The 25,002-nt window shown below is 40.2% G+C and carries 19 protein-coding genes and 1 pseudogene; 9 read left to right on the top strand and 11 right to left on the bottom strand.

Annotated features, from left to right (window positions below; genetic code table 11):
- Positions 1–302 precede the first annotated feature (302 nt).
- On the top strand, positions 303–1,592 hold the full coding sequence (locus L0991_03495; GenBank protein XGB63140.1) for a hypothetical protein: 1,290 nt from the start codon (positions 303–305) through the stop codon (positions 1,590–1,592).
- Positions 1,592–2,587 carry a competence protein CoiA gene (locus L0991_03490; GenBank protein ID XGB63139.1) on the top strand — a complete coding sequence of 332 codons (996 nt, stop codon included), beginning with the start codon at positions 1,592–1,594 and terminating at the stop codon, positions 2,585–2,587. Before L0991_03495 ends, L0991_03490 begins: the two co-directional genes overlap by 1 nt.
- 157 nt (positions 2,588–2,744) lie before the next feature.
- Here L0991_03490 and L0991_03485 read toward each other — a convergent pair whose 3' ends face one another.
- From L0991_03485 to L0991_03470, 4 genes are read right to left on the bottom strand one after another with little or no spacing between them, the layout of a single operon-like run.
- Positions 2,745–4,928: an ATP-binding cassette domain-containing protein gene (locus L0991_03485; protein XGB63138.1), complete on the bottom strand. Its 2,184-nt coding sequence runs from the start codon at positions 4,926–4,928 to the stop codon at positions 2,745–2,747.
- A gap of 8 nt (positions 4,929–4,936) precedes the next feature.
- On the bottom strand, positions 4,937–6,028 hold the full coding sequence (locus L0991_03480) for a ThiF family adenylyltransferase (GenBank protein XGB63137.1): 1,092 nt from the start codon (positions 6,026–6,028) through the stop codon (positions 4,937–4,939).
- A complete protein-coding gene (locus L0991_03475) occupies positions 6,021–7,157 on the bottom strand; it encodes a ThiF family adenylyltransferase (GenBank protein XGB63136.1) in 1,137 nt (378 codons plus the stop codon). Before L0991_03475 ends, L0991_03480 begins: the two co-directional genes overlap by 8 nt.
- A 47-nt stretch (positions 7,158–7,204) precedes the next feature.
- Entirely contained in the window at positions 7,205–7,399 is a 195-nt protein-coding gene (locus L0991_03470) for a hypothetical protein (GenBank protein XGB63135.1), read from the bottom strand.
- A 279-nt stretch (positions 7,400–7,678) separates the two neighbouring features.
- Here L0991_03470 and L0991_03465 point away from each other — a divergent pair.
- Positions 7,679–8,365, top strand: a pseudogene (locus L0991_03465) (dicarboxylate/amino acid:cation symporter).
- A gap of 119 nt (positions 8,366–8,484) precedes the next feature.
- Here the strand turns inward: L0991_03465 and L0991_03460 are convergent.
- The 6 genes from L0991_03460 to L0991_03435 all read right to left on the bottom strand — a co-directional run bounded on the left by L0991_03460 (position 8,485) and on the right by L0991_03435 (position 18,265).
- The gene (locus L0991_03460; GenBank protein ID XGB63134.1) at positions 8,485–9,066 is read right to left on the bottom strand and encodes a TetR/AcrR family transcriptional regulator; all 582 of its coding nucleotides are present in this window, start codon (positions 9,064–9,066) and stop codon (positions 8,485–8,487) included.
- Between the two features lie 307 nt (positions 9,067–9,373).
- Positions 9,374–9,769 (bottom strand): phosphate ABC transporter substrate-binding protein, encoded by a 396-nt coding sequence (locus tag L0991_03455; protein ID XGB63133.1) that lies wholly within the window; start codon positions 9,767–9,769, stop codon positions 9,374–9,376.
- A gap of 11 nt (positions 9,770–9,780) precedes the next feature.
- A complete protein-coding gene (locus L0991_03450) occupies positions 9,781–11,031 on the bottom strand; it encodes a hypothetical protein (GenBank protein XGB63132.1) in 1,251 nt (416 codons plus the stop codon).
- A 12-nt stretch (positions 11,032–11,043) separates the two neighbouring features.
- Positions 11,044–12,663 carry a methyl-accepting chemotaxis protein gene (locus L0991_03445; protein XGB63131.1) on the bottom strand — a complete coding sequence of 540 codons (1,620 nt, stop codon included), beginning with the start codon at positions 12,661–12,663 and terminating at the stop codon, positions 11,044–11,046.
- A 116-nt stretch (positions 12,664–12,779) separates the two neighbouring features.
- Positions 12,780–13,976 carry an EAL domain-containing response regulator gene (locus L0991_03440; protein XGB63130.1) on the bottom strand — a complete coding sequence of 399 codons (1,197 nt, stop codon included), beginning with the start codon at positions 13,974–13,976 and terminating at the stop codon, positions 12,780–12,782.
- A 14-nt stretch (positions 13,977–13,990) separates the two neighbouring features.
- Entirely contained in the window at positions 13,991–18,265 is a 4,275-nt protein-coding gene (locus tag L0991_03435) for a transporter substrate-binding domain-containing protein (GenBank protein ID XGB63129.1), read from the bottom strand.
- A gap of 545 nt (positions 18,266–18,810) precedes the next feature.
- Here L0991_03435 and L0991_03430 point away from each other — a divergent pair.
- The 5 genes from L0991_03430 (at position 18,811) to gspS2 (ending at position 21,289) form a co-directional block, all read left to right on the top strand.
- Positions 18,811–19,059, top strand: coding sequence for a hypothetical protein (locus tag L0991_03430; protein XGB63128.1), 249 nt, complete (start codon positions 18,811–18,813; stop codon positions 19,057–19,059).
- Between the two features lie 109 nt (positions 19,060–19,168).
- Positions 19,169–19,750: a septation protein A gene (locus tag L0991_03425; GenBank protein XGB63127.1), complete on the top strand. Its 582-nt coding sequence runs from the start codon at positions 19,169–19,171 to the stop codon at positions 19,748–19,750.
- Positions 19,751–20,010: 260 nt separating this feature from the next.
- Complete coding sequence (gene yciA, locus L0991_03420; GenBank protein XGB63126.1) at positions 20,011–20,409, top strand: acyl-CoA thioester hydrolase YciA; 399 nt, start codon at positions 20,011–20,013, stop codon at positions 20,407–20,409.
- Between the two features lie 186 nt (positions 20,410–20,595).
- Positions 20,596–20,892, top strand: coding sequence for a YciI family protein (locus L0991_03415; GenBank protein XGB63125.1), 297 nt, complete (start codon positions 20,596–20,598; stop codon positions 20,890–20,892).
- A 1-nt stretch (position 20,893) separates the two neighbouring features.
- Positions 20,894–21,289: a type II secretion system pilot lipoprotein GspS-beta gene (gspS2, locus tag L0991_03410; GenBank protein XGB63124.1), complete on the top strand. Its 396-nt coding sequence runs from the start codon at positions 20,894–20,896 to the stop codon at positions 21,287–21,289.
- A gap of 86 nt (positions 21,290–21,375) precedes the next feature.
- Here gspS2 and metE read toward each other — a convergent pair whose 3' ends face one another.
- Positions 21,376–23,721 (bottom strand): 5-methyltetrahydropteroyltriglutamate--homocysteine S-methyltransferase, encoded by a 2,346-nt coding sequence (gene metE / locus L0991_03405; protein XGB63123.1) that lies wholly within the window; start codon positions 23,719–23,721, stop codon positions 21,376–21,378.
- A gap of 282 nt (positions 23,722–24,003) precedes the next feature.
- On the opposite strand from metE, the gene L0991_03400 reads away from it, so the two are divergent.
- Positions 24,004–24,915, top strand: a complete 912-nt coding sequence (locus tag L0991_03400) for a LysR substrate-binding domain-containing protein (protein XGB63122.1) — start codon at positions 24,004–24,006, stop codon at positions 24,913–24,915.
- Positions 24,916–25,002: the final 87 nt, after the last annotated feature.

The following is a 25,002-nucleotide window of genomic DNA, read 5'->3' as shown; positions in this document are numbered from 1 at the left end:
CACTATTAACAGGCCGTACAGCTCCAACGGTGTCCTTTCTGCCTATCCTAACAAGTAAAGTTAGCAATATTATCAATTTAAAACAGCAACTTAAAAACACCCACCATCGCTAAACTTTACTTATAATGTCTTCTTATTGGTGCGAGTTGTCACCTCTGCAAAAATCTCGGCCTAAGAGTTGTGACCTTGATCACTCCCCCACTTTTACTATCCCTGTCTCAATATTAATTAAATTGCATACTTTTCTAGTGCCAAATCTGGTTGAATAGGTCTAAGTCTTTTTAATATCAGTGAGGTATAAAATGCTGTGCAGCACACAAAGAATGGGGATTCGGTTTTGCCTTAATGAAAAAGGCGAATTGATTGATTCAAAAGAAAGTAAAGACTTAACAGCTCTTTGTCGTGTTTGTGGTGAACCAGTAAAACGTGAAGAAGATTTTCAGCTCTTTCAACACATTGATAAGCAGTGTGAGCACCTTGTTCTTTCTGAGGTATGTGAACGATTAACTTCTTTACTGTCTGACGAGCTTCGATTATCAATCCCTATTGATTACTCCTGCACGAACAGCATACCTGTTGAATTGAGTCACTGTAGCTTACTTGTCGATACTGATACTCGCCCTCTTATCGAACTGACACTTCTCGATAACCAAGCAATATACCTAACCATTGCGCTAGAAGATTCAGAAGTGGATCAAAAGCAGATTCGCCAACTCAGAACCCGATTTGAAAGTGTCATTGAAGTAAACCTTAGCAACTTAGCCGTTCCATCGACTGACTTTACTACGTACCTCAAAGAGAATGTTTTGAACTCACAATTTCAAAAACGTTGCTCTTGGCTGTCATTTAATCCTCTTCACCCATTAGCACGAAACATCGCCTCACTCGAACACTCATCAATTGAGTCTGAACAACAAAGAGCATTGAGCGAACTCGAACAGATTAACGAAAGAGTTAACCTAGCCAATGGAACATTACACAGAATCAAAGCTGATACTGAAACGGCACAACACAATCTAACTCGATACCAAAACGAAAAACGTAAGTATGATTTACATATAAATATCGAAGATTTGAAAAAACAAGAACAGGATTTACTCACTAAGGTTTCTAACCTCAAACGTCAAAGAAGCGAACTCTACAACGGAAAAACATCATCGAAAATTTCCGAAGAAATTACCGAACTTAGGCAAACTTACGCTACTGGTAAGCGCCTCATTGAAGATCAAAGACGTGAAAAAAGAAGTCTGAATACCGAAATTAAACAGTTGAAAGAGCAAATAGAATCTTCTGATCAAGACATACTTAACGCTAAATGGCTCAAGCGTGTTCTCGAAAGGTTTGACTGTACCTTTGGAGATTTAGAACAAGAACTTACCCAAATAGTGCAACTATCTGAATCCATTGAGGACTATGAGAATCGGTCCAATCGTGCCAGAAATGCTCTTTCAGAACTTGAATCAAAGGTCGAAAAAAAGCAGAAAGACCTATCCGAAGCCTTAAAAGGTATTGAGTATTACAACAAAGAAAAATTCAAATTGTTCAGAGAACACAAAAAGCTTAAAGATCTGGTTGAGAATGGTGATGTGTAATGACTACGACTATCAATAAACGGCTAATCACTCACATCTATGATCCTCACACGCACGACATTATCGAAGTAGCTGATCAACTCGATAATATTGAAGAGGGAGCACTTCATAGAAAAAGAAACCTCATAGAAGATGGTTTAAGGAAATACCTTTGTGCCGTGTGCTATCAGCCTGTAGCACTTCGCAACCGAAGACGTGCTATTAACCATTACACCCACAAGTTTAAAAATGCTGAGTGTCCATTACAAGAAAAAGACTCTGTTTTAAAGAAAGAGCAAATGCTTGCGATGAAGTTTAATGGTCAAAAAGAGGGAAAAGCTCATCGTGAATCAAAAGAGTATATCTATGACGCTATTAGAAATGACCGACTGAACAGATTTTCAGATTGTAAGGTTGAAGCTACCTTTAGAGATTCGTGCGAAGATCCAACTCAGATAATGAGTAAAGAGTGGCGAATACCTGACGTTTCTTCTTACTATAACGATTCTGGTAAAACTAAACGTGTGGTGTTTGAGCTGCAAATGAGCACTACGTTTATCAGCGTTATAGCTGCCCGTGAGCACTTCTATCAACGAAATAATACCTATGTGATTTGGGTGCTATTGGACTTTGATGGTAAGCGATTCACCGACCTAGATATAGCTTATCGAAATCGAGCGAACGTCTTTGTATTGAGTCGTGAAGCGAGGGCTAAAACTGATGAAACGGGTGAACTTTGGTTTGATGTTCACTGGCGAGAGCCGTTTATAGAGAACAACGAGCTAAACTACGAATGGAGGAATAAGGTTATCCCTTTCTCAGAACTGACTTTCCACGACTACTATCTCAAATCTTACTACAAAGATGTTGAAATAATGGAGGGTGAACTGAAATCTCAGTTAACCCTCGCAAAACGCAGAGATAACCCAAACATTTGCCCTAACTGTAAGGCTTCTACAAAAAATTTAGTCATAGATGGAAAGAAAAGGTGCATTGCATGTCTTAGCACTAAGTAGGGGGATGAGAGCGGCTTAAGTTTACAGACTATGGTTGTAAACACCCACGGGCTAACCCGTGGTTCTTGTATGCTTAGAATAAACAGGCTATATAGCCATTGTAAATTTCAAATCCTACATCAAGGATAAAAATACGTTTATTGTCTTGCTAATAATTTCAATTATTATGAATATAATTAACATACCTTTCATTGTAATAATCATTTGGCGTTCCTTCAAATACAATCTTTCCACCATTGACTCCCGAACCGGGACCGATTTCGATTACATAATCAGACTCTAAAAATGCGACTTCTTTATGTTCAATTAAAACTATTGAATGATATCCATTAGAATAACTCTTTATGAATCTAATCACATCAGCAGCCGTATTGTTATCAAGACCTGAAGCTGGTTCATCAATAATAATTATCTTGTTTTTTGTATTCCTTTGCGGCAAGTTAATTAATAGCTTGATACGCTTTAACTCTCCTCCAGATAATGATTTTGTCTTTCTATTTAAAGAAAGATGCCCTAGGCCGAGTCTTATTGCATCGGAGCAAATTCTATCTATAGAATGTATACCTAACAATAACAATTCGGATAATGTCATTTCATATATTTCTCGAATAGAATGGCCATTAATTTCAAAATCTTCCGCTTCTGAAGAGAAGAGTTTCCCATCACATTCTGGACAGGTTATTTCTATATCGCTATCAAAACTTCTATTGATTTTTATTACGCCTTTTCCTGCACATTGCTTACATACTATTGGACTTGATTCATTTATATTAAAATAACTATTTTCTAGATTGTATTTCTGACTAAATATGGAACTAATTCTTTTGTTCAATCCTGTTAGAGATGCTACAGATGATCTGACATTACCTTTTATCAAATCTTGAGAAATATATGATACATTATTGAAATTTTCGTTTATAAATTTAGCTAAACTTGATTTTCCAGAACCCGATTTACCAACAATAGTAGACATGGAATTTATTGGTAACTTTAAAGTTAAGTCTTTTATGTTGTTTATTGTAATTCCTGACATCTCAAAAAAATTAAGTTTTTTATCAATTTCACTAAGTTCCAAATAACACTCTTTTTTAGATTTATTTTCGACTATATAGCCACCTAAATGACCTGCACTAGGGCCAATTGTTATGACGTTATCAGACCGTGACATAAAATAATCATTATGCTCAACTAACAAAATTGTATTGCCATTCTTCTGAATATTCTTAATCCTATCAAATAGCATTTTATGGTCACTCACGTGAACTTGTGAAGACAACTCATCAATGACAATTAAAATCCCTGTAATCTCTGAACTACATAGTTTTGAAAAATTCACCTTCTGAAGTTCACCACCAGACAAGGAGGGAATTGTTCGATTAAATGACAAATATGACAAATCTGAGAGACATAATTGCTCTATAAGAGTAATTAAAGGCGTATTGGTCTTTTCTTTTGATTTTATCACATTTAGTATTTGACCAATATCTTTTGTTAAAAAGTCAACAAAATCTACACCATATACTTTAAAATCAATATATTTATCTAACCTTATCCCTGACCCAAGACATTCTTCACACTCTTTCTGTTTTGAAAATTTAATCGCCAAATCATATTCTGACTTCTTGCTACTCTTCAATAGTTGATTTAATTCATTTAAAACTCCAATGTATGTTAATTTTCTTGAACGTTTTTTTCCTTGATGAACAAAGTTTATAGGGAAATTTCTCTCCGATATGTTATATAATAACTTCTCTTTGTGAACGTTCGATAATTCTTTGAAAGGTGTTGTAGTTGATATTCCGTTAGCCTCACAATAAGCGATTAGTAAATTATGTTTTTTATTGTTCCCACTTGTTACCCAAGGTTTAAATGGGTTCTCGCACATTGTTTTATCTTCATCAATTACTAATTCAAGATCTATATAAGATGATAATTTTCTACCACTACACATCGAACACTGGTTTTCAGGTTTGTTTATTTTCAAAAGAGAGTGATTATGATTGAAGTTTTTATCTGATATTAACGAAGTTAATAAAGAAGGGATATTCAAATACGTGTATAATGATGATCTTGGATTCACATTGGAGTTTTTTTGTTTAAGAGCGACAGAAGGCACTATGTTTTTATAAGAATCTAAAATAAAACTCGGTGATTCATAATAACCACTCTCTAGAGATCTGAATTCATTTTTACATAGTTCATATAATGTATTATATGCTAGTGATGACTTCCCTCCACCACTGATACCAATCAATGATGTTATTTCTCCTTTATTTAATTTAAAATCAATATTCTTTAAATTATTAGTTTTAACACCGACTAGCTCAATATGACCACTCATAAAATCACCTAATTATATAGACCATTGTTTCCACACCACTCACAATTAACATTTCTTTCTACGGAGTGTTTATTGATATCCCTTTCTCTTACATTAAACTCAATCCTCGAATTAGCGTTTGATATACAATCGTACTTTCCTGAAATTATTTTTAAAGCATCTATTGTTGCTAGTGATGCGGCGATGCTACTCAAAGGTGAAAAACTGCCAATCTTACGATTTTTTCTAGCTAGCTTTTTTACACCATTCAAATCAGCTTCATTTATCTTTTGTAAATGTTTCTCGAAACACATAACACAAGCTGTTCGATTAGGAATTACTGTTTGTCCAATTAGCGTCAAATGTAAATTATAACCGCCACCTACTATATGTGGTATTTTATTTTTCATGCAAAATTTTGCAATTATTCTTGTCGTTTCATCTACACTCGGCTTATCAGCACAATTAATTACTAAATCATATTTTTCAGTGTACTTACAAAAAAAGTCTGGGGTTAGTTTCTCTTTAATTTTATTTACTTTCACATCAGGGAATACACTACGTAGATTTTCTGATAAAACATCTACTTTGTATCTATCAACATCTTTGTTAAAAAACATACCTTGCCTATGAAGGTTTGAAATTTCAACCGTATCATCATCTACTAATGTAATATTCTTTAAACCTGATCTTATGAGAGATTCTGAAACCCAAGTTCCTACTGCACCTAATCCTACAATCATAACTTTACTAGTGTTAATCATTTTTAATGATGAAATCACATCACTTGTAGAAGAGCAGTAATCCTCAAAAAAGTTGATTAACCTGTATTGATCGGACACAAAATCATCAGGGTATTCACAATCAACTTTGATTAGTACATTTTTTTGGGATAAAAATAAAATTAGTTCAAACAAATCATCTTTGCTTATATTTTCATAAACTTCCAATACATCTCTGACAGTTTTTTTACCATCAAAACAAAACAACAAATCAACAATATATTTATACTCAATTGTAATCTTAAATTGTTCTCTAAGGTTAGAAAGAAAAACATCTAAAACGTTATCATCGTAAACGAGTGCTATAGAAGATTTTAATCTATAAATATCATTAATCACAGAAACTACATCCTTCTTGCTTTTTCATTTCAAACCAAGTTTGTTCACATCGTTCTATAAGGAACTCTCCTCTTTTATTGACCTTATTACTACCATCTGAATTACCTAATAAAAAATCAATAATATTCATACAAGCAAGACTACTACTATACAATGTTTGTGCAAATGTACCGCCAGCACCTCCTATCAATATATCATCTCGACTTATTGACGATGAATTATTTAGCCCAGAGTTATAATTATATTTAGGTTTCCAATTTTTTAATGCATTACGAAATGTATTTGAACAACAATCAATACACGGTGTTATTCCTCTATAAATTAGCTCTCCCGAACTCATTAAGTGAGCATCAAAGCCTCCTGCTACATAAAGACCAATATTCTTGTCCCATAGATACCTACCAACTTTTACGCTAATGTGTCCAATGTATGGCTCATCTGCCGTATTGATAACAAGATCTATCGAGTTATCTATTAGACTATCTAAGTTACTACTTGGTGTGATTTTATCTCTAATTTTGTTTATATTAGCCTCAGGATTTATTTTCCTTAAGTGTTCCTCTAGTGCATCAACTTTATATGAATTTATATTGGATTCATCAGCGTAAACATGCCTCACAAAACAACTTTTATCAATGATTTTATAATCGACTAAAGTCAAATTTAATATTCCAGCTCTAATTAATTGTGATGCAATTGAACCACCAACAGAACCACAACCTATAATAACTATATTTTTTTGCATTAATTTATATTGAGATAGTTCTCCCTCTTGTTCAGGGATAAGGTCATCAAAATAGTTAATTTGCCTAGAGTATCGAATTCTTTCCCAATCACTAATATAATCACTAGAATCAATAACTTTGATTAAATCTTTATCTAACAAATAATCTAATAAATTTTCGATTTCTGTAGTATCTACTAATATTTTATTTTCTATCAGTATATCTTTTAGTGGTAGCGAACCGTCTAGCGAAGAAAGGACTGCTAGAAAGCTTGAATCTATCTCTATCGTTAACTTTTCTCTGGTATTTATTTTGTAGAATTGCACCCTAGTACAATCAACACTATCTGTAGAAAATGTGTAGACATCAACACTGTCTTTAACTTTATATTTCTTATTTAGCATAAAAAAAGGCTAGCACTTGCTAGCCATCTCCTACTCAGTTCAGTAGATTAATATTGTAGAACACCTGCGTTTACTTCCAAATACTCATCCCAAGCCTTAACGCTATCATCTGTTGACTTAACATCGTTACGTGTACAAACTCGTGTACAACAATCGCTTCGACTACCAGAACAACCATCCGAATAAGTAGCGTTTGCTTCTACATCATTAATTTCTTTAAACTTTAAACTCACTTTCTTCATTTTTATTCCTTCAGGATAAGTTTTGTAATCTAGAGACTCATTATGAATAGCATCGTAAAAACATCTCACAATTTCGACTGTCCGTTATACAACAACACACACTTACATATTGTGATACTAATCACATAATACCTTCTAGGTTGAGTTAGCAACCTAAAACCACAAACCAATTACGTTGGAAGGACTACTGATAACTGATTAACACTAAATTCGGTGTCGATATGCATAATCCGTTTTATCGACCTATGAATGCTCATCGGCTAAATTTTACTTATAACTATTAACAAGGTAATGATCATCGCTCCACTTGGTGTATTTGGCCTAATGGCTGAAGCAGTAGGTACATTCGGTTTTGGCGCACTAATGGTAGTGTTCAAGCTGTTTGTTGTTTACATCGCCGCTATCCTGATCTTCGGCTTTGTTGCTTACCCGCTAATGATTCAAATCTTCACTAAGACTTCAGCTAAGAAGTTCCTAGTTGCAATGAAGAAGCCTCAAGCGGTTGCTCTTTCAACAGCATCTTCAATGGCTACCCTGCCTGTTACCATGGACACTGTAGAAAACGAGCTTGGTGTACGCAACTCTACGGCTTCGTTCGTTCTACCTCTAGGTGCAACGATCAACATGTCTGGTAACGCGATTTACTACGGCCTAGTGGCTATCTTCTTCGCACAGCTGTTCAACATCGACCTATCTATGGGGGCTTACGTTGCTATCATCGTAACATCAACACTAGGCGCAGTTGGCCAAGCAGGTGTTCCTGGTCCTTCTTTCCTAGTTGTTGCTGTTCTTCTCGCGGCTGGTATCCCTATCGAAGGTCTACCTCTGTTGTTCGCTCTAGACCGTATCTTCGACATGATTCGTACAGCACTGAACATCACTGGTGATGCAGCATGTGCAGTTATCGTTGACTCTCTAATTGAAGACGAAGCGAAAGAAGCTGAGCTACAAAAGCAACAAGCATAAATTTCGATTACATCGGAAAACAAAAAGCCACTCAATGAGTGGCTTTTTTACGTTTTAAGATAAGGTCACTGCTGAGCTAAATTCTTAGACTTCAGTCTTTTTGATGCTCTACATATCGCTCAGTATGCGTAGCTATTTTCTTTCTTAAACAAGCTCGCGATAACTTCTTGATAGTGCATCAAGTTAAATGTCGAACTCTCAGAGTTGTACTTTTGCTGTCTTGTTTCTAAATAAGGTTGAGAAACCAGTGAACTTACCAGCATCTGATAATAATGAAAGTTGGATTCGTTACAGCCATCAACTAAATAAAGGAGGTTTTCAAGAGTTTTGTGATAGATGAAGCCGAACTTAGATTCTTTTAACCTTTGCACATTGTCGTGATTAAAAGAGTTACCACCAAGGGTGAATAATAAAAATATATTTGGCGCGCTTTCCCAAAACTCAATAAGCTCTGAGATTAACTGTTGTAGCTGTACCCCTTCCACTCTTTGATATTTTGAAAACTGTTCCTTAAATCGATTTGTATGCTCTTCAATGAGCTGGTCAAAAAGCTGTTCTTTATTATTGAAGTAATAAAGAATTAAAGCAGGACTTACCCCTGCAGATTTGGCAATAGAGCGAATTGATACTTTATTATAAGGCTGAGAAATAAATAACTTTTCTGCTGCACTTAATATTTCTTCTCTTTTTTCTTTTGGCATCAGATTGTATCCCACCCGCTTGTTTACATTTACCACACATTTTATAACTCTAAGAAACAATCTCAATATGAAAAAACACACATTAAGTACACCGTTAGATAATCAAAACTTAGAAATCTAAATTTAATGTGTGTTTTAAATAATGTAATTAAAATCAAACTGAATAATTGCTCTAAGAAACAATAACATATAGCTAAGCAATATCATGTAAGGGTTAAGTAAGGCTAGCTATCTTAAATGTAAGGACGATCAGCTTAAACGTAAGCCAATGTAAGAGTGGCGCTCATATTGAGCGCCACATATAAAATTAAAGTTTTAAAATCACTTTAACTGAACTATCGACTAAAGATTCATCGATATAAGCAATCGTATTAGTTGAGCTAGCAACCATGTCTTTTGCTAGGCTTTCCTGACCAACAGCCTTAGGTGGTTGACCTTTACCCGTGAATACGCGTTTTGCCCAGTATGCTTGCAACTGCGCTTCGGTTTTTTGGGTGATAGCTTGGTGAAATTCACCTTTCTTTGGGTGTCCGTCTTCCAAATCAACCGCTTCGATTTGTAGTGACTTCGCCTTTCCTAAGTACAACTTCTTAACTGTTGAAGCATCAAGCTCAGACATAGCAGGGTTACCAACTACAACTAGACCAGCAAATGCGTTCATGCTGCTAAGAAGAGCAGCGGCTACTAATGTTTTTTTCAACATGATTCTCTTCCTTAAAATACCGCATCAACTTTTACAGTGTACAAAATGTTATCGTCGTTCTTATATTCCGACGCTACACCACCATTCGTTGAACCAAAGCCGGTTAGGTAACTAATATCACCTTTTAGCGCAATATTCGGTAGGAAGTCCCAACGAGCGCCAATGCTATATGTTGTGCGCTGTGTGTTTAGCTTGTCAGCCAATGCTTTTGCTGAACCGTATGCGTATTTCGCAGACGCACTGGTTGGATTTTGAAGTACATTTGCAAGCTGACGGTTTGCTTCTGCATTTCGCTCGTCATCGTCCTGCGTTTCCATGTGTGACACGGTAATGTAAGGCGTTACTTCATCTAGACGGTATGCTGCTGTTAGGTATGCTGCATCCACATCGTAGTAGAACCCTTCAACGGTTGTGCGTGTCACTTCTGAAACCAGCATTAGGTTGCCGTTTTCGTATCGACCACCAACACCGTAAAACTTCGCTTTCTCGTCATCAAACGTTGAATTCAATACAGGCTTGCTGTTTACATTCCAGTTCGTTGAAGAGCTGATCACAGACTGTGCGTAAACAGCACGTAGTGTCCAAGTATCATCAGTCCAGTTAACTACACCACCAGCAATGTCATCAAACTGTGTATCAGCGTTGTAGCTATGCTTTGATGCCGACAGCTTCTGTGAACCGGCAAAGCCTTGGAATGAAAGAGTGCTGTCATCTAGCTCCACATCATAAATGAAGTCACCACCCGTTAGAGAGGTAAGCACTACTGAACCGTACACTTCATTAGGTACTCGTACACCAACTTGTGCATAACCCACTTCAAGATAATCAGAGTACATGAACAGTGGTAAACGTAATTTACCACCACGTACCGTTAAGTTCGGCGTCACTTTGTGGCTTAAGAATGCCCACTCAATATCTGGAGACCAGTTCTCTTTTTTATTACCACGAGCAACCATCTGAACAACGGCTGAAGTTGACTCATTAACTTCGAACTCACCTTGTAAACCAAACAAAGAACCTTCATCAAAACGTACTTTATTCTCCGACTTCATGAAGCCGTGGTTTTGATTACCTAGTTGCATGTTCAAAGATGCAAAACCATTAAAACTAAATTTATCAGCAATTGAGTTTTGCTCTTTCGCTTCAAGGATAGCGACCTTTTTCTCTAGCTCGGCCAATTTTTGCTCATCTGAAGCATGTGCAGCAAAAGATGCCGCAAGCGCCACTGCTACAGGCAATAAGCGAAATGGGGAGTTAGTCATTATTGTTCTCCGTTATACTTTGAATTGTGATGTTGATTTACTCAGCTCTGTCACGATGCCACTCAATTGGTGGCTCAGAGCTTCTAGTTGATCGGTAGACTGAGACACTTGGTGAGAGCACTGTCTAAAATCATCCATATGGGTATGAATTTGTTTTGAAGCGCGAGCTTGATGCTCTGTCGTACTCGCTATCTGACGGTTCAGCTCAGTAATTTCTTCGACCTGTCCGCTAATTTCTAATAGGTAATCACCGGCGTTTTGTGCATCCCCAACCGCTTGAGAAGAGCTGGCGAGACCTTGGTCCATCGCACCTACCGCCGCATTCGAACCCGACTTAAGCTCACCGAGTAAGGCATTAATCTCGGTTGCTGATTGTTGGGTGTTATTGGCGAGCACACGTACCTCATCAGAAACGACTGCAAAGCCGCGCCCATGCTCTCCTGCTCGAGCTGCTTCAATCGCCGCGTTTAGAGCCAAAAGATTGGTTTGCTCGGCAACGCTTTGAATCGTGCTTAGAATTGAACCAACGTTGCTCGCATTCTTGTCCAGCTCTTTCAATTTGGTTGCGGTATCACGAATATTGCTCGCTAGTTCTTCTATCTCTTGGCTTGTTTTCAGCACCACTTGGGTACCCGTTTGAGCACTGGTATTCGCCTTTTGAGCTTGGGAGTCTGCATGTGATGCAAAGCCAACGACTTGTTCAATAAGAGCAATGATATTGTTAACGGCGTCAGTTACTTCTTCGATGTGATCACGCTGGGTGCTGTTCAGCGCTAGGGTTTGGTTGGACTCAGTACGGATTTTGTCACTTACAACCTCAAGTTCTTGCCCAATGCTCAACGTGCTTGCAATAATCCCCTGAAGCTTTTCAATGAACTGGTTAACGCTTTGCACTAAGGTTGCTATTTCATCTTTGCCGGAATAATCGATACGAACGGTTAAATCACCATCTCCCGTTGCGATCGCTTGCATCTTCTCAGTAACAAGCAGGATTGAACTGATAACAGATTTGAAAATCGCATAGCCCACGATAAAGACAGACAAGACAAAGAAAACGCCAAGCCAGATAGACTGCTGAGCAGCATCGTTTGCGGCATTCTCTGAGTGCAATATGGTGTTTACTACATTTTGACTCGCTGATGAGCGAAGTGTTTCACTTGCCGCAAGTAATGAATCGTATTCAGCAGTGAGCGTATTCGATCTTGCTGTCAGATTCTCGAAGGAATCATTCAGGTTAATAAAATCTAGACTTAACGCGTATGCGGAATCCGTGTACTTTTTTAGCGAGCTCGACAGTTTGTTGAATGCTTGCGCCTGTGAAGGTAAAACATTGGCACCTTTACTCGCTTCAACTTGAAGTTCAGAGGATATTTGGCGCGCATAGTCGAGAGCCTGCTCATCTTCCATGATCACAGCAGCTTCGAACTGCTGTTGAACATTGGGCAGCAGCGAATGAATTTTAGTGGCGTGCTCTAATGCAGGGTAATAACTTAATTCTAACTGAGTTAGTCGTTGGCTATTATCGCGGTGAATAAAAACATTGATGGTTATTATCGCCGCTAAACTGAGCGAGATAATAGATAAAAGAACGACGAATTGTACTTTTATATTGATATAACGAGACAGTAGCATAAGGTTCTATTGAATTAGCGCAAATTGATAATTATGTTACCGCCAGTTCACTTTTATCGGTGAACACATTCACTAAACAAATATCACTTTATGTTTAAATGGCTCCCCTATTATCCCTACGCCAGTAAATTGAACTCGGTTATTTTCTTTTCCCAGCTACTTTTCCACTCAGGCAGTTGATCAGCTGGCATTGGACGTGCAATAAAATACCCTTGAGCTAGTGTGTCTTTATTACTCATTGAACGTATATCTTTCCAAATTGATATATCTTCAATACCCTCTGCTACAGTCGTTAAATCCAATAATTTAGCGAGGTAAAGTGAAGCTCTCACAATTGCTCGACTAGAGCGGCTTTGCTGGATGTTTTTAACGAAGTCGATATCCAGTTTCAAAGCAGAAAATGGCAGGTCCTCGAGTTGTTTCAGTGAGGAGTAACCCGTTCCGAAATCGTCAATCGCGAGCGGAATACCACGCATACATATCCTTGTTGTAGACGCTAAAGCAAGCGCAACACTTTCAACTAGGTCGGACTCCGTTAACTCTAGCTTGATCTGCTCAACATCTAACCTACCGTTATCGATAAGCTTAAAGATATGATCGACAATTTCACCGTCAATCATATCTTTCGCTGTTAAGTTCAAAACAAACCTGCGGCTACATAGGAAGCGTTGATCGTTAATCGCTTGCTCAAGTAACTGCTTCAATACATTCAGCATTAACCCTGAATCAATGAGACGCGTCAAAAAGAAAAATGGACTGAGAACACCATAATGGGGATGTTGCCAGCGAATTAGAGATTCACTCTCCTTCCATTCTCCCGTGTGAATACAGACGATGGGTTGATAGTGCAAAACCATCTCATGGTTCTCGACAGCCTTTACGATGTCCTCATCAGTGATCACGATATCTCGATTTGATCTTGAAGCCGACTCTGGTTTTTTAGTATCCCTACTTACCAACTCTAGTAGCCGGGAACGATCAATCGGCTTTTCTAACACACCCAATAAATTGAGATTAAATGCCTTACACATTTTACTAGCGGCATCGAGCACGGTTTGGTTTTCAGCACTCGTTATGATGATATTGCCCTTGAAGTTCAAATTAGCTAACCGTTTTAGCAATTCGATTCCATCTATCATTGGCATATTGAGGTCACACAATATTAGGTCGACCGAAGACTGTTCAATGTGGTCTAACGCCTTACACCCACACTCGAAAGAATAAACCTTACCGACACTCAAGCTGTTCAATACCATGGTCATGACATTCAACTGAAAGGGGTGGTCTTCGATTACAACAATATTTTGATCCATAGTGTTCCCTCAGCCTATTGAGCATACGTGGAGTAGAAGCTTTGTAACTTCTGCGTTAGTCGCTCCACTTCATGGAAATACTCTAAGTACCCACCTCTTTGGTTTGCAGAGGCATCTTCTAACTGTTGCAGTTGGTCAGCCATCTCGGTACTGCCAACCATCTTCGCTGCACCTTTCATTTTATGGGCAACTTGTTTGATCTCATCGAGGCTCTCGCTCTCACATGCAGCGAGTAACAAAGGCAAGTCTGAGCAGTGGCTCTGAATAAAATCCTTGATGATCTGATCGATAAGGTCCTGATCCCCAAATAACTCCATTAGGTTTTGAATATCAATGGGCGCAAGGCTAGGTTCAACGCTCGCATCGTTGATCGCTAACTGGCTAAAAGCCGGTGTGCCTTTCATAAGATGCTTATTGATCGTGTCACCAATCACTTTTAGCTTGGTAGGTTTAGACAAAAAGTCATCCATACCAATCTCAAAACATTTGTCGTTTTCACCCTTAACAGCGTTTGCTGTCAGTGCAATGATAGGCAATCGAGGTATATTCTGACTTTGCTCTTTCGATCGAATCTGTTTCGTTAGCTCATAGCCATCCACCTCAGGCATATGACAGTCTGTGATAAGTAAGCCATAGTCCTGTTTATCGAGCGCCGCTAGCGCTTCTCTACCGTTGTCCACCATATCGGCATGAAAACCTAGCTGCTCGATCTGCTTAATAATGATCTGTTGGTTGATTGGATGATCTTCCGCAATCAGTATCAGCCTATTATTTTCCATCGCCGATTCGCGTGATTCAGTGCTTAATCGTAAGTTGTTTTCTTCCTTTACGACTTCTTCGATAAAGGTTGGATTATTGCTTAAGCAGTATCTTAGCTGTGAAGGCAGTAATGGGTTCGCCGATAAATTCCAACCTAACTTACAAGGTGCAGGTGAAAGCATTCCATGTTCGCTTAGACAGATAAAATTCACGCTCTCGTCAGGAGAATCAATACTCTGCGCAAGCTCATGAGGGACGAACACAAAACCAGGCTCAATGGTCTCTACCCAATGCGCTAGCTCTTTCGTGGTTTGCACGCTCTTTGTAATTACCTTAATACCCCAAGATGCCAGGTAGCTCTCCAACTCTTGATGCTGCATGAAGGTTTTGGTGAGCAAAGCGACTTTACCTGTCATGTCTTGATGTTGGTTATCATCAAGTGATGTTAGAGGTACTGAGATAGTAAATGTTGAGCCTAAGTTCACCTTACTTGTCACGTTCAGCGTCCCGCCCATTTGCTCTATCAATTGCTTTGAGATAGTCAACCCAAGGCCAGAGCCACCGTACTTTCTCGTGGTACCTTCATCGGCCTGCACGAACGGTCTAAATAGATTTCGAATATGCTCTTCGCTAATGCCGATTCCGCTATCGAAAACTTCAAAACAGACTTGTTGTTGGCCATCGTTTTGACTGACTAACTTCGTCGTTAAGCCAACGGTTCCATGCTCAGTAAATTTAATCGCATTGCTCAACAAGTTGTTCAGTACTTGGCCGAGACGGATGTCGTCCATCAGTACCGAGTCTTTTAACTCAGGGTCTAGCCAGAATTTGAACTGCAACCCTTTGGCGTGCGCCTGCCTTGCTTGCAGTTGAGTGACTCTAAGAGTCAAGGTATCCAGACTTGCAGGCTGGTAATCCAAAGTCAGCTTACCTGCCTCAATTTTAGAGAAATCAAGGATGTCGTTAACGATGTGCAATAAGTTATTAGCGGACTGGCTTAGCGTTGTATGAATCTTTTGTACTTCATGACCCACTTCATACTGCTCAGAAAGCTCTAACAAACTCACAATGCCACCAAGAGGCGTTCGGATCTCATGACTCATGTTAGCCAGAAATCTCGATTTCGCTTCTGTTGCAGCAATCGCACTCTGCCTTGCCTGAGTGAGCTCTTCTTGCTGCTGCTTTAGCTCGGTAATATCCGTCAGTACAGAGTCCCATTCGTAGTAATGACCACGATCGGATATTTTGCTTTGTAAGTTAAGCCAGCGATTCTGGTTATCGATATTGACGCCAATATCCAGACTCAACTTTCCATCTTTGTTGCCACAACGTATTTTTCGAATAAGAGTACGGCGATCTTTCGCATTTAACGGCGTAAAGAAGCTCGTTGGAGATCGGCGTAGTTGAGATGGCGTCAGCCCAAGAAGTTCTTCGATCCCATTACTGATAAACACGAACTCGATATCATGTAAGCTTCGCTTAGGCTGGATATGTTGTATCACCGCACCGTGTAAATTGTTCGCGAGTTTTTGGACGCGGTCATCCGCACTTTTAGCAATTTTTTTCGCTTCATACAACTCAGTCAAATCATCGAGAATCGTTACTGAACCTTCGATACTTCCATTGGAAATGTACGGACACTTCCAATATGCATAGTGCTTACTGCCAAATGGCGAAACCACCTCTTTTTCCAAACGAGGCAAAACATTCCCTTTGTGGATCATGGCGTCTTCGTCTGGATTGTTAATGATTGCTTCTTCTATTAAGTCAAAATCCTTAAGCGCCCTAGCCACACTGTTGAAACTCACAAGTTGGTTTTCTAGATCACGTACCACAATTGGAAACGGCATTGCGTTGAGTAGTGAACGCTCAAACTCGACTTGATGCTTCAACGCAGACTCAGCACGCTTGCGGTCCTCAACCTCACGGCTTAATTTCCAGCTCCATGCCATGATCGCCATGATAAGAACGGATGCGACAGAAATAAGAATGGCAGCACCCAGAATCACATCTTTAGTGTCAACTCCAGATTCGTAAGAAACATCTAACCAATTCTTTTTAATTTGCTGGAATTTATGATGTGGAATCGCAAAAAGCGCTTTATTGATGATGTTTCCTAATATCTCTTGATTAGCTTCCACGCTGTAAGCGACAGGAACATCATTATCTTTTGACAACAGGCTAATTACTCGCAAGTAGCCTGAATACTGTCCTTGAAGCAGTGGAGATGCGAGATATAAAGAGAGCATTGCAGAATCAACTTGCCCTTTATCAACCGCCTCTAATACTTGCTCAACCGAGTCATACTTTTTTATTGGGCAAGCTTCGCAATAACGCTTGGCCAATTGGGCGCCAACGCTATCGTCAGTAGTACCGATAATCGCGTTCTGGGAAAGCTCACCAAACACATCGACCTTGTTACTGTCGCTTTTACCAATTAGCGCCCACGGCTCAACCATAAAAGGTTTCGAGTAAAGGTGACGATCGTCCACACCAGCAAAAGGAGTCGCTTTAGTGTGGATAAGGGGTAGAGAAACCGTATGTAAGTCGTTTCCTTCGATACCGAAGTCATTTTCAAAAATGAAATTTAGCCCCGTAAGTCGAGAGATCTCATTCAAGATATCAATAGAGATACCATCAGGCTGCCCTTCACTGTTCACAAATGAAATAGGCTTGGAGTCTCGAATGTACGACACATAGATATTGGGGTTCAGTGTTAGGTATTGCTGCTCCTTTTCCGTCAATAACAACTTATTTTTACTAACAACCAGTAATAGACGCCTTTGTATTTCGTTTAACCATTTCTTATGAATACTAACGATTTGATTAGGCTTATCTTGGTTAATTGAAGTATTGATGATGTTCAATAGCTTCCTATTTTCAGGAGTATCAAGTAGAGCAATAACGTAGTTATTCAGAGGCAAGCCATCATGTAAATTCACAGACAGCGATGCATCATAGGGGCTATTCATCAGCTTACTGTGTAACAGTACGCCATCATCCACAATTGCGAGCACTTTCTCACGCGCAACAGCAGCTATCGCATCCTGATATGATGAATATGATTCAAATGAAGAAAATGGAAGTAAGGACTTCACAGACGATGCATTGCTTGAGTTTTCAAAGTAAGCAAGCTTGCGCCCTTTCATGAGCAAATGACTCTCAATAGGTTCACTGCTCAAACTGATCATTCGGCTCGACAAGATCGGTTTCGAGTAGATAACACCACCACTTGAAACATTTTGCTCTGCAGTAATAATGGCGTCCACGTCACCCGTTTTTAGCATATTGTTGAGCTCAGACGGTGACTGGTAACCAACAAACTCAACACTATCAAGTCCATCTTTCACGTAGAAATCAACTAAGTCCGGCAATAAACCCGAAACCTCTCCTTGTTGCGATTGAGCATAAGGAGCAAAATCTGAGGTTTGAATTCCTAGTTGAATTGATTCATTAGCTTGTGCTTTTTGTGATGCGAAAAACACCAATGTAATCAAAGAAAATAACTGAAAGAAAAAGATACGGTACATGATAAACCTGACGTTATAGCAGCAGCGTACTTTATAACGTCAAGTTCACAGCCATTCAGCAAGTAGCGTTAAACAAAATATGGATACTGTTTAATAAGCTAACCGCACACCCGAGCAGCAAGAGTTTTCGCATACCGATATAAAAGCTTTTCTAGCTTCATAAGTTTCTCAAATTGAAACTCTCCGGCTTTCGCATGAATTCAACTTCAATTGTCTAATCACCAAGCCTAACCCCCATAAAACAAACGCTTTTCAGTATGGAAACGAAACTGTTTGACTCAACAACAGCACATTAATTCTCAAAATGAAGGCGAAAATTGCCTCTCAAAATAAAACTATTACCCAGCAGCTACGTATTGAATCAGTGGGAACAGAGAACAGAGTCATTTAACTAATTGAAAAAGTGATTATTTCAATTTGGCACGGGAAATGTTCCGGAAAACTAGACAAAATGGCATTTGATTTGCTTTGTCATAGATAACCCAACCAATATACAGCAGGTTGCATCACTTCTTATCACTGCAGCTTGTCACGGAGGATAGGCTATGACCTTACAAAGACACACGTATTACGGCTTGATTCACCACGGAATTAAAACCCTATTAATGGACAGAGTTGGCCACTTTACTGAACGCGAATATCATGAGTATCTTGACCTTACGACAGGAAAATCAACCTGTTTCGCGATGAGTGAACAAGAATTAGAAAACACCTTAGATAACCTAAAAAGTGAAGGCTACCTCGAAGACATCAAAAAGCTAATTCCTCGTTATCAAACAACACCAACCCGTTGAATTTCAGCCAAACATCGTCAGTTTAGTACCCAATTGTCTCGAGCTATTTAGCATCGAGGCAATTTTGGTTAGACTGTCGGTAACTCAACTAACCGGATATTCAGTCCACATGAAACAGATTCTTGATTTCATCCCTCTCATCATTTTCTTCGCGCTCTACAAGATGTACGACATCTATACTGCTACCGGGGCATTGATTGTCGCTTCTGCACTTCAAATCGTTTTGACGTACTTCATCTACAAAAAAGTAGAAAAAATGCAGGTGATAACGTTTCTGATGGTCGCGGTATTTGGTGGAATGACCATCTTCTTACACGACGACAACTTCATTAAATGGAAAGTCACTATCGTTTATACCTTATTTGCTATTGGCCTAACCGCAAGCCACCTAATGGGGAAACCTGCGATTAAAGGCATGTTGGGCAAAGAAATTACACTTCCGGATGCGGTGTGGGGCAAGATCAACTGGGCATGGACACTCTTCTTCACTCTATGCGCAATCATCAACGTCTATGTTGCTTTTAACCTACCATTAGATGTGTGGGTTAACTTCAAGGTGTTTGGCCTGCTAATAGCGACATTACTATTCACGCTGCTTACGGGTGTCTACATCTATAAGCATTTACCAAAAGAGCAACAGCTCCAAAAAGAGCAACAAGAGCTAACTGATAAAAATACTGACGAGAAGTAACCCCAAGGGGTGAGTCCTCATTCCGTTTTTGTTACAATTCTTGTCAATATGCTATACCTAGCGGCCAATGATACTCGTGATCATTGGCCGTTGGCTTTTTTGTGTTGCGGAAACTGGTCAAAATAAAGCCTATTATTTAATGTAAATCGCACTAAATCATTGGCTATCTGATCTCTGTTGTTCATTGCGCTCGTTTGCAAATGCGCTTCACCAACACTTCTGTTTTTATTTAGATAATCAATACCACCAAGAGTACAACAATGACGATTCAATCAACTTTGAACCCAATTGGTTCCCTACTTCTTCGCACATTAGCGATGCCTTCTGATACCAATGCAGCAGGTCAAATCTTCGGTGGTTGGATAATGTCTCAGCTCGACCTAGCGGGCGGCATCTTGGCAAAAGAGATCTCTAACGGCAAGATAGTTACCGTGTCAGTATCGAGCATTGAATTCAAGCAACCTGTATCCGTTGGTGACGTGGTATGTGTTTATGGCGATTGCACTAAAATTGGTCGTAGCTCGATGAATATCGACTTGGAGGTTTGGGTGAAGCCGGTACTGGATCACGGCATTGGCGACCGCTACAAGGTATGTGGTGCAACATTCAACTACGTAGCCGTAGATGAAAGTGGCAAGCCTCGAACCATTAAGAAATAACCTTTTAACTACGGCAATGGTCTTTAGTTTTAATCAATGGAATTACTAAAGACCATACAAGTCTCTCGCACCAATTCACAATTTCTTATCATTAGCTCTTCCAATACCAATTAGTTCGCGTAAATTAGCAAGATAGCTATTTTATAATCTCCCCAATTCAGTGAAGTAAAATAAGGATATACCAATATGTGGTACGTGATTTTCTCTCAAGATGTCGAAAATTCATTAGAAAAACGCCTCAGTGTTCGCCCACAACACCTAGAACGCCTACAAACACTTCACGATGAAGGCCGACTATTAACAGCAGGCCCAATGCCAGCGATTGATTCAGATAACCCAGGCGAAACTGGTTTCACAGGTTCAACGGTAATCGCTGAGTTTAACTCTTTAGAAGACGCGCAGGCGTGGGCAGACGCAGACCCGTACATTGATGCAGGCGTCTACCAAAATGTCATCGTAAAACCATTCAAGAAAGTATTTTAACGTGAAAAAATGGATTATTAGCTCACTGGCGGCAGTTCTGCTTGCAGGCTGTGCTTCAAGTGAGCAAGACCAACAAAGACAACTCGAGATGATGGCGCAGCACCGTGCTGGCGTGTTATCTGCAGGCCTGCCAATTGAGTATGGCCCACTGTCTGTTATGCGAGTGCTGGCAAAAAACACCGTGATCGAAATCATGATGATTTACAACCAAGATGCTAAAGGTGCTAAGCCTTTAAACCAAGTTGTCGATATGAGTGTGAATAGCTACTGCACCAACTCAGAGGTAAGAGCAAACCTAGATATGGGCTTGGCTTACAACATCAAGATTCGCAATACACGCGGACAACTGATGGTCGAGAAGCTTATCAGCAAAGATACGTGTCAGACCGACAGCTAGATTCAAGATTCGACCAAATATAAAACTAGAAGGCCTCGCATTTACGAGGCCTTTATTTTATTGAACAATCAAAATCCTAGACTGAACTATGCCTCAACAGATTCCCACTCTTTGCGTAGTGTTTTGGTTGCTGAAACAAGATTAGTCAATGCCGCTTCCGTCTCCGCCCAATTACGAGTTTTAAGACCACAATCTGGGTTTGCCCATAAGCGTTCAGCTGGTATTTTTCCCGCCGCTTTCTTAAGCAGGCTAATAATCCACTCTTGTGATGGGATGTTTGGTGAATGAATATCATAAACACCTGGGCCAATCGCATTCGGGTAGTTAAACTCTTCAAACGCTTTAAGCAGTTCCATATTCGAACGAGACGTCTCAATAGTAATCACATCAGCGTCTAATGCGGCAACTGAGTCGATAATTTCATTGAACTCGCTATAACACATATGAGTGTGAATCTGAGTCTCTGGTTTAGCACTCGCCGCGGAGATCTTAAAGGCATCAACCGCCCACTCTAAGTATTCTGCATGGTCGCGTTTTTTCAGAGGCAGACCTTCACGAATAGCAGGTTCATCAATTTGAATAATGTTGATCCCTGCATCTTGCAAATCAGACACTTCATCACGCAGCGCAAATGCCAACTGATTAGTGATCTCTTTACGCGAGATATCCTCACGCGGGAACGTCCAACACAAAATAGTGACCGGGCCCGTTAACATGCCTTTCATCTGCTTAGATGTCAGTGATTGCGCATAAGTCGACCACTCAACCGTCATCGGTTTTTCACGTTCAATGTCCGCTACCACAATCGCAGGTTTCACGCAGCGAGAGCCGTAGCTTTGTACCCATCCAAACTTTGTTGTTTGAAAGCCAGCTAAGTTCTCTGCAAAGTACTCCACCATGTCGTTGCGTTCCGCTTCACCGTGTACCAACACATCCAAATCGAGTGCTTCTTGGCGCTTCACCGCATCTGCGATATGACCTTTTAGTGCAGTCGTGTATTCCGCTTCACTCAACTTCCCGCTGCGATAAGCGCTGCGCTGAACACGTATCTCACCAGTCTGTGGGAAAGAGCCAATCGTAGTCGTTGGCAGTAATGGTAAACCTAAAACTTCCGACTGATGTGCTGCTCGCTCTGGGTAAGGAGCACTACGGTCAGCTAGTGCTTTAGTAATCGTGTTGAGGCGAGCCTGTACCTGTGGCTTATTAACATGGGTTGCACTCTTGCGAGCCACAATCGGCTGGCTATAAGTCTCACACGCTAAAATGGCATTTTGATCGCCGTCTAGCGCCGCACCCAACAAGCTAACCTCTGTGACTTTCTGTTTAGCGAAAGCAAACCAGCTCTTCACTTCTTCGCTGAGTGAATCTTCTAACTCTAAATCAACGGGACTATGAAGCAGCGAACATGAACTTGCCACCCACAGCTTATCGCCTAGCCTCTCTTTCACTGGTCGCAGTAACTCAAGCTGAGTAGCCAAATCTGCTCGCCAGACATTGCGTCCATTAATGATGCCGGCAGACAGCACCCACCCTTCTGGCAATTGACTTACGACTTCATCAAGCTGCTGTGGCGCTGCAGCTAGATCGATGTGCAATCCGTTAACAGGCAGTTTGACGATTTTATCTAAGGTGTCTGTCACCGAGTCGAAGTACGTGGTTAACAGCAATTTCACATCACCTTGAATGACTTGATAAGCTAGTTTGAATGAATCGGCCCATTGTTTTTCAAGCTCAAGGGCAAGAATTGGCTCATCGATTTGAACCCACTCAACTCCCAACTTGGCTAGCTTAGCCAAAATCGCTTGATAGGCTGTTAACAAGCGAGGCAATAGGGTTAAGCGATCAAATCCCTCTTCCACCTCTTTCCCTAAGTACAAGTAAGAAAGTGGGCCAAGAAGGACAGGTTTCACCTTATGCCCTGCTTGAACGGCTTCATTCACTTCATCGAACAATTGAGGCCAGCTCACCTCAAATGAGTCATCTTTACTGAACTCAGGAACGATGTAGTGATAGTTGGTATTGAACCACTTAGTCATGTCTGACGCTGCAGCGCTGTCTTTTGTGCCTTCAGAAGCATGTTTCCCACCACAACAAGCGGCTTCAACTTGTGATTGCCCGCGCCCCACTCGGAACAAGGTATCTAAATCAGGGAAAGCTTTCTCCTCTTCGCTACCACCAGCATGACGCTTGGGGGCGTGCCCTAAAAGTAAAGTCGTTGTCAGTACATGGTCGTACCATGCGAAGTCACCCGCAGTTGCAAAGCTAAGATTCGCATCAGCTTGTACATTCCAGTTACGATTTCTCAGCTCGCTGCCTAGTTGTTTGAGTTCAGATTGATCAATTTCCCCACGCCAGTATTTCTCTAGTGTGAATTTGAGTTCGCGTTTTTCACCGATACGTGGGTAGCCAAGAATATGCGTTGTTGTCGTCATGAGCCGATTCCTTATTCAATAATTATTAGTATCTTTTCAGACTGCCTGTTGAAAATTGCGCCTTCTCAAAAAGGCGTCTGGATGGCTAAACTATCTACCGAATCAGCTCCATGAACAACGTCCAAATATTCATCTTGTTTATTAAAAATATTCATCATCAAGCAGTCTGAGATTAATTTAATCAAATCCATCTGGACATCTAGACGTTTACAAATGATAAAAAACCCCGTAGGGTGATTATTAAGAAATATTGAATTAGCTTAGGGAATATGAGGAAAACTCATGATAGAGCTTAAACATCTGCGAACATTGACGACCTTAAGAGACAGCGGTTCACTCACCGCAACAGCAACCTCTCTTCACCTGACTCAGTCGGCGCTTTCTCATCAATTGAAGGACCTAGAGGCGCGTATTGGTGGGCAGTTGTTCCTACGCAAAACTCGGCCTGTAAAGTTCACCTCAGAGGGTGAGATCTTGCTAAAACTCGCTGATGAGATTCAACCAAGAATCGCCAAAGCAGAGAATGAACTCGCGAGTCTGAAGGAGGACGTGAATGGTCGCCTGCACATGGCGATCGAGTGTCACTCATGTTTTCAATGGTTAATGCCTGCTCTGAAGGAGTATCAAGTTGCTTGGCCAAGCGTGACTCTCGATTTCTCGTCCGGTTTTGGCTTTGAGCCCCTACCTGCGTTAATGGCTGGCGAGTTGGACCTAGTGATCACCTCAGATATTCAGCCTCGCTCTGAGATCCACTATGAGCCACTTTTCGATTTCGAGATGCGATTGATCACAGCAATTAACTCACCTTTGGCTGAGAAGCCAAGCATTGATCCACAAGATCTTAGCGATCTCACGATGCTATCGTACCCAGTTCAAAAACAGCGTTTAGATGTGGTGAAACACTTCTTGCAACCTGCAGGTATTGAACCGAAGAAATGGAAGCAAGCAGACAACACCTTGATGTTAGTGCAAATGGTATCAGCCGGGTTAGGAGTTGCAGCCTTACCAAACTGGGCAATCAGTGAGTTTTCAAGACAAGGGCTGATTGCTAGTAAGCCGCTGGGTAAAGGACTTTCAAGAAGACTGTTTGCTGCGGTGAGAAATTCAGAGAAAGACAAGCGTTACCTGCAAGCATTCTTCAGCACGGCAAGGCAGCAGAGTAAGAGCCACCTGGATGGAATTGAAGTTGTTTAGCTATATAAACTATTAGAGCTATACAAAAGTACAAAAACAAAAAAGTCACAGATTACCTGTGACTTTTTAGATTCCGCAGCATTGATT

It is taken from the genome of Vibrio chagasii (assembly GCA_041879415.1).
Taxonomy (GTDB): domain Bacteria; phylum Pseudomonadota; class Gammaproteobacteria; order Enterobacterales; family Vibrionaceae; genus Vibrio.
This window is presented reverse-complemented; position numbering and strand designations above follow the sequence as displayed.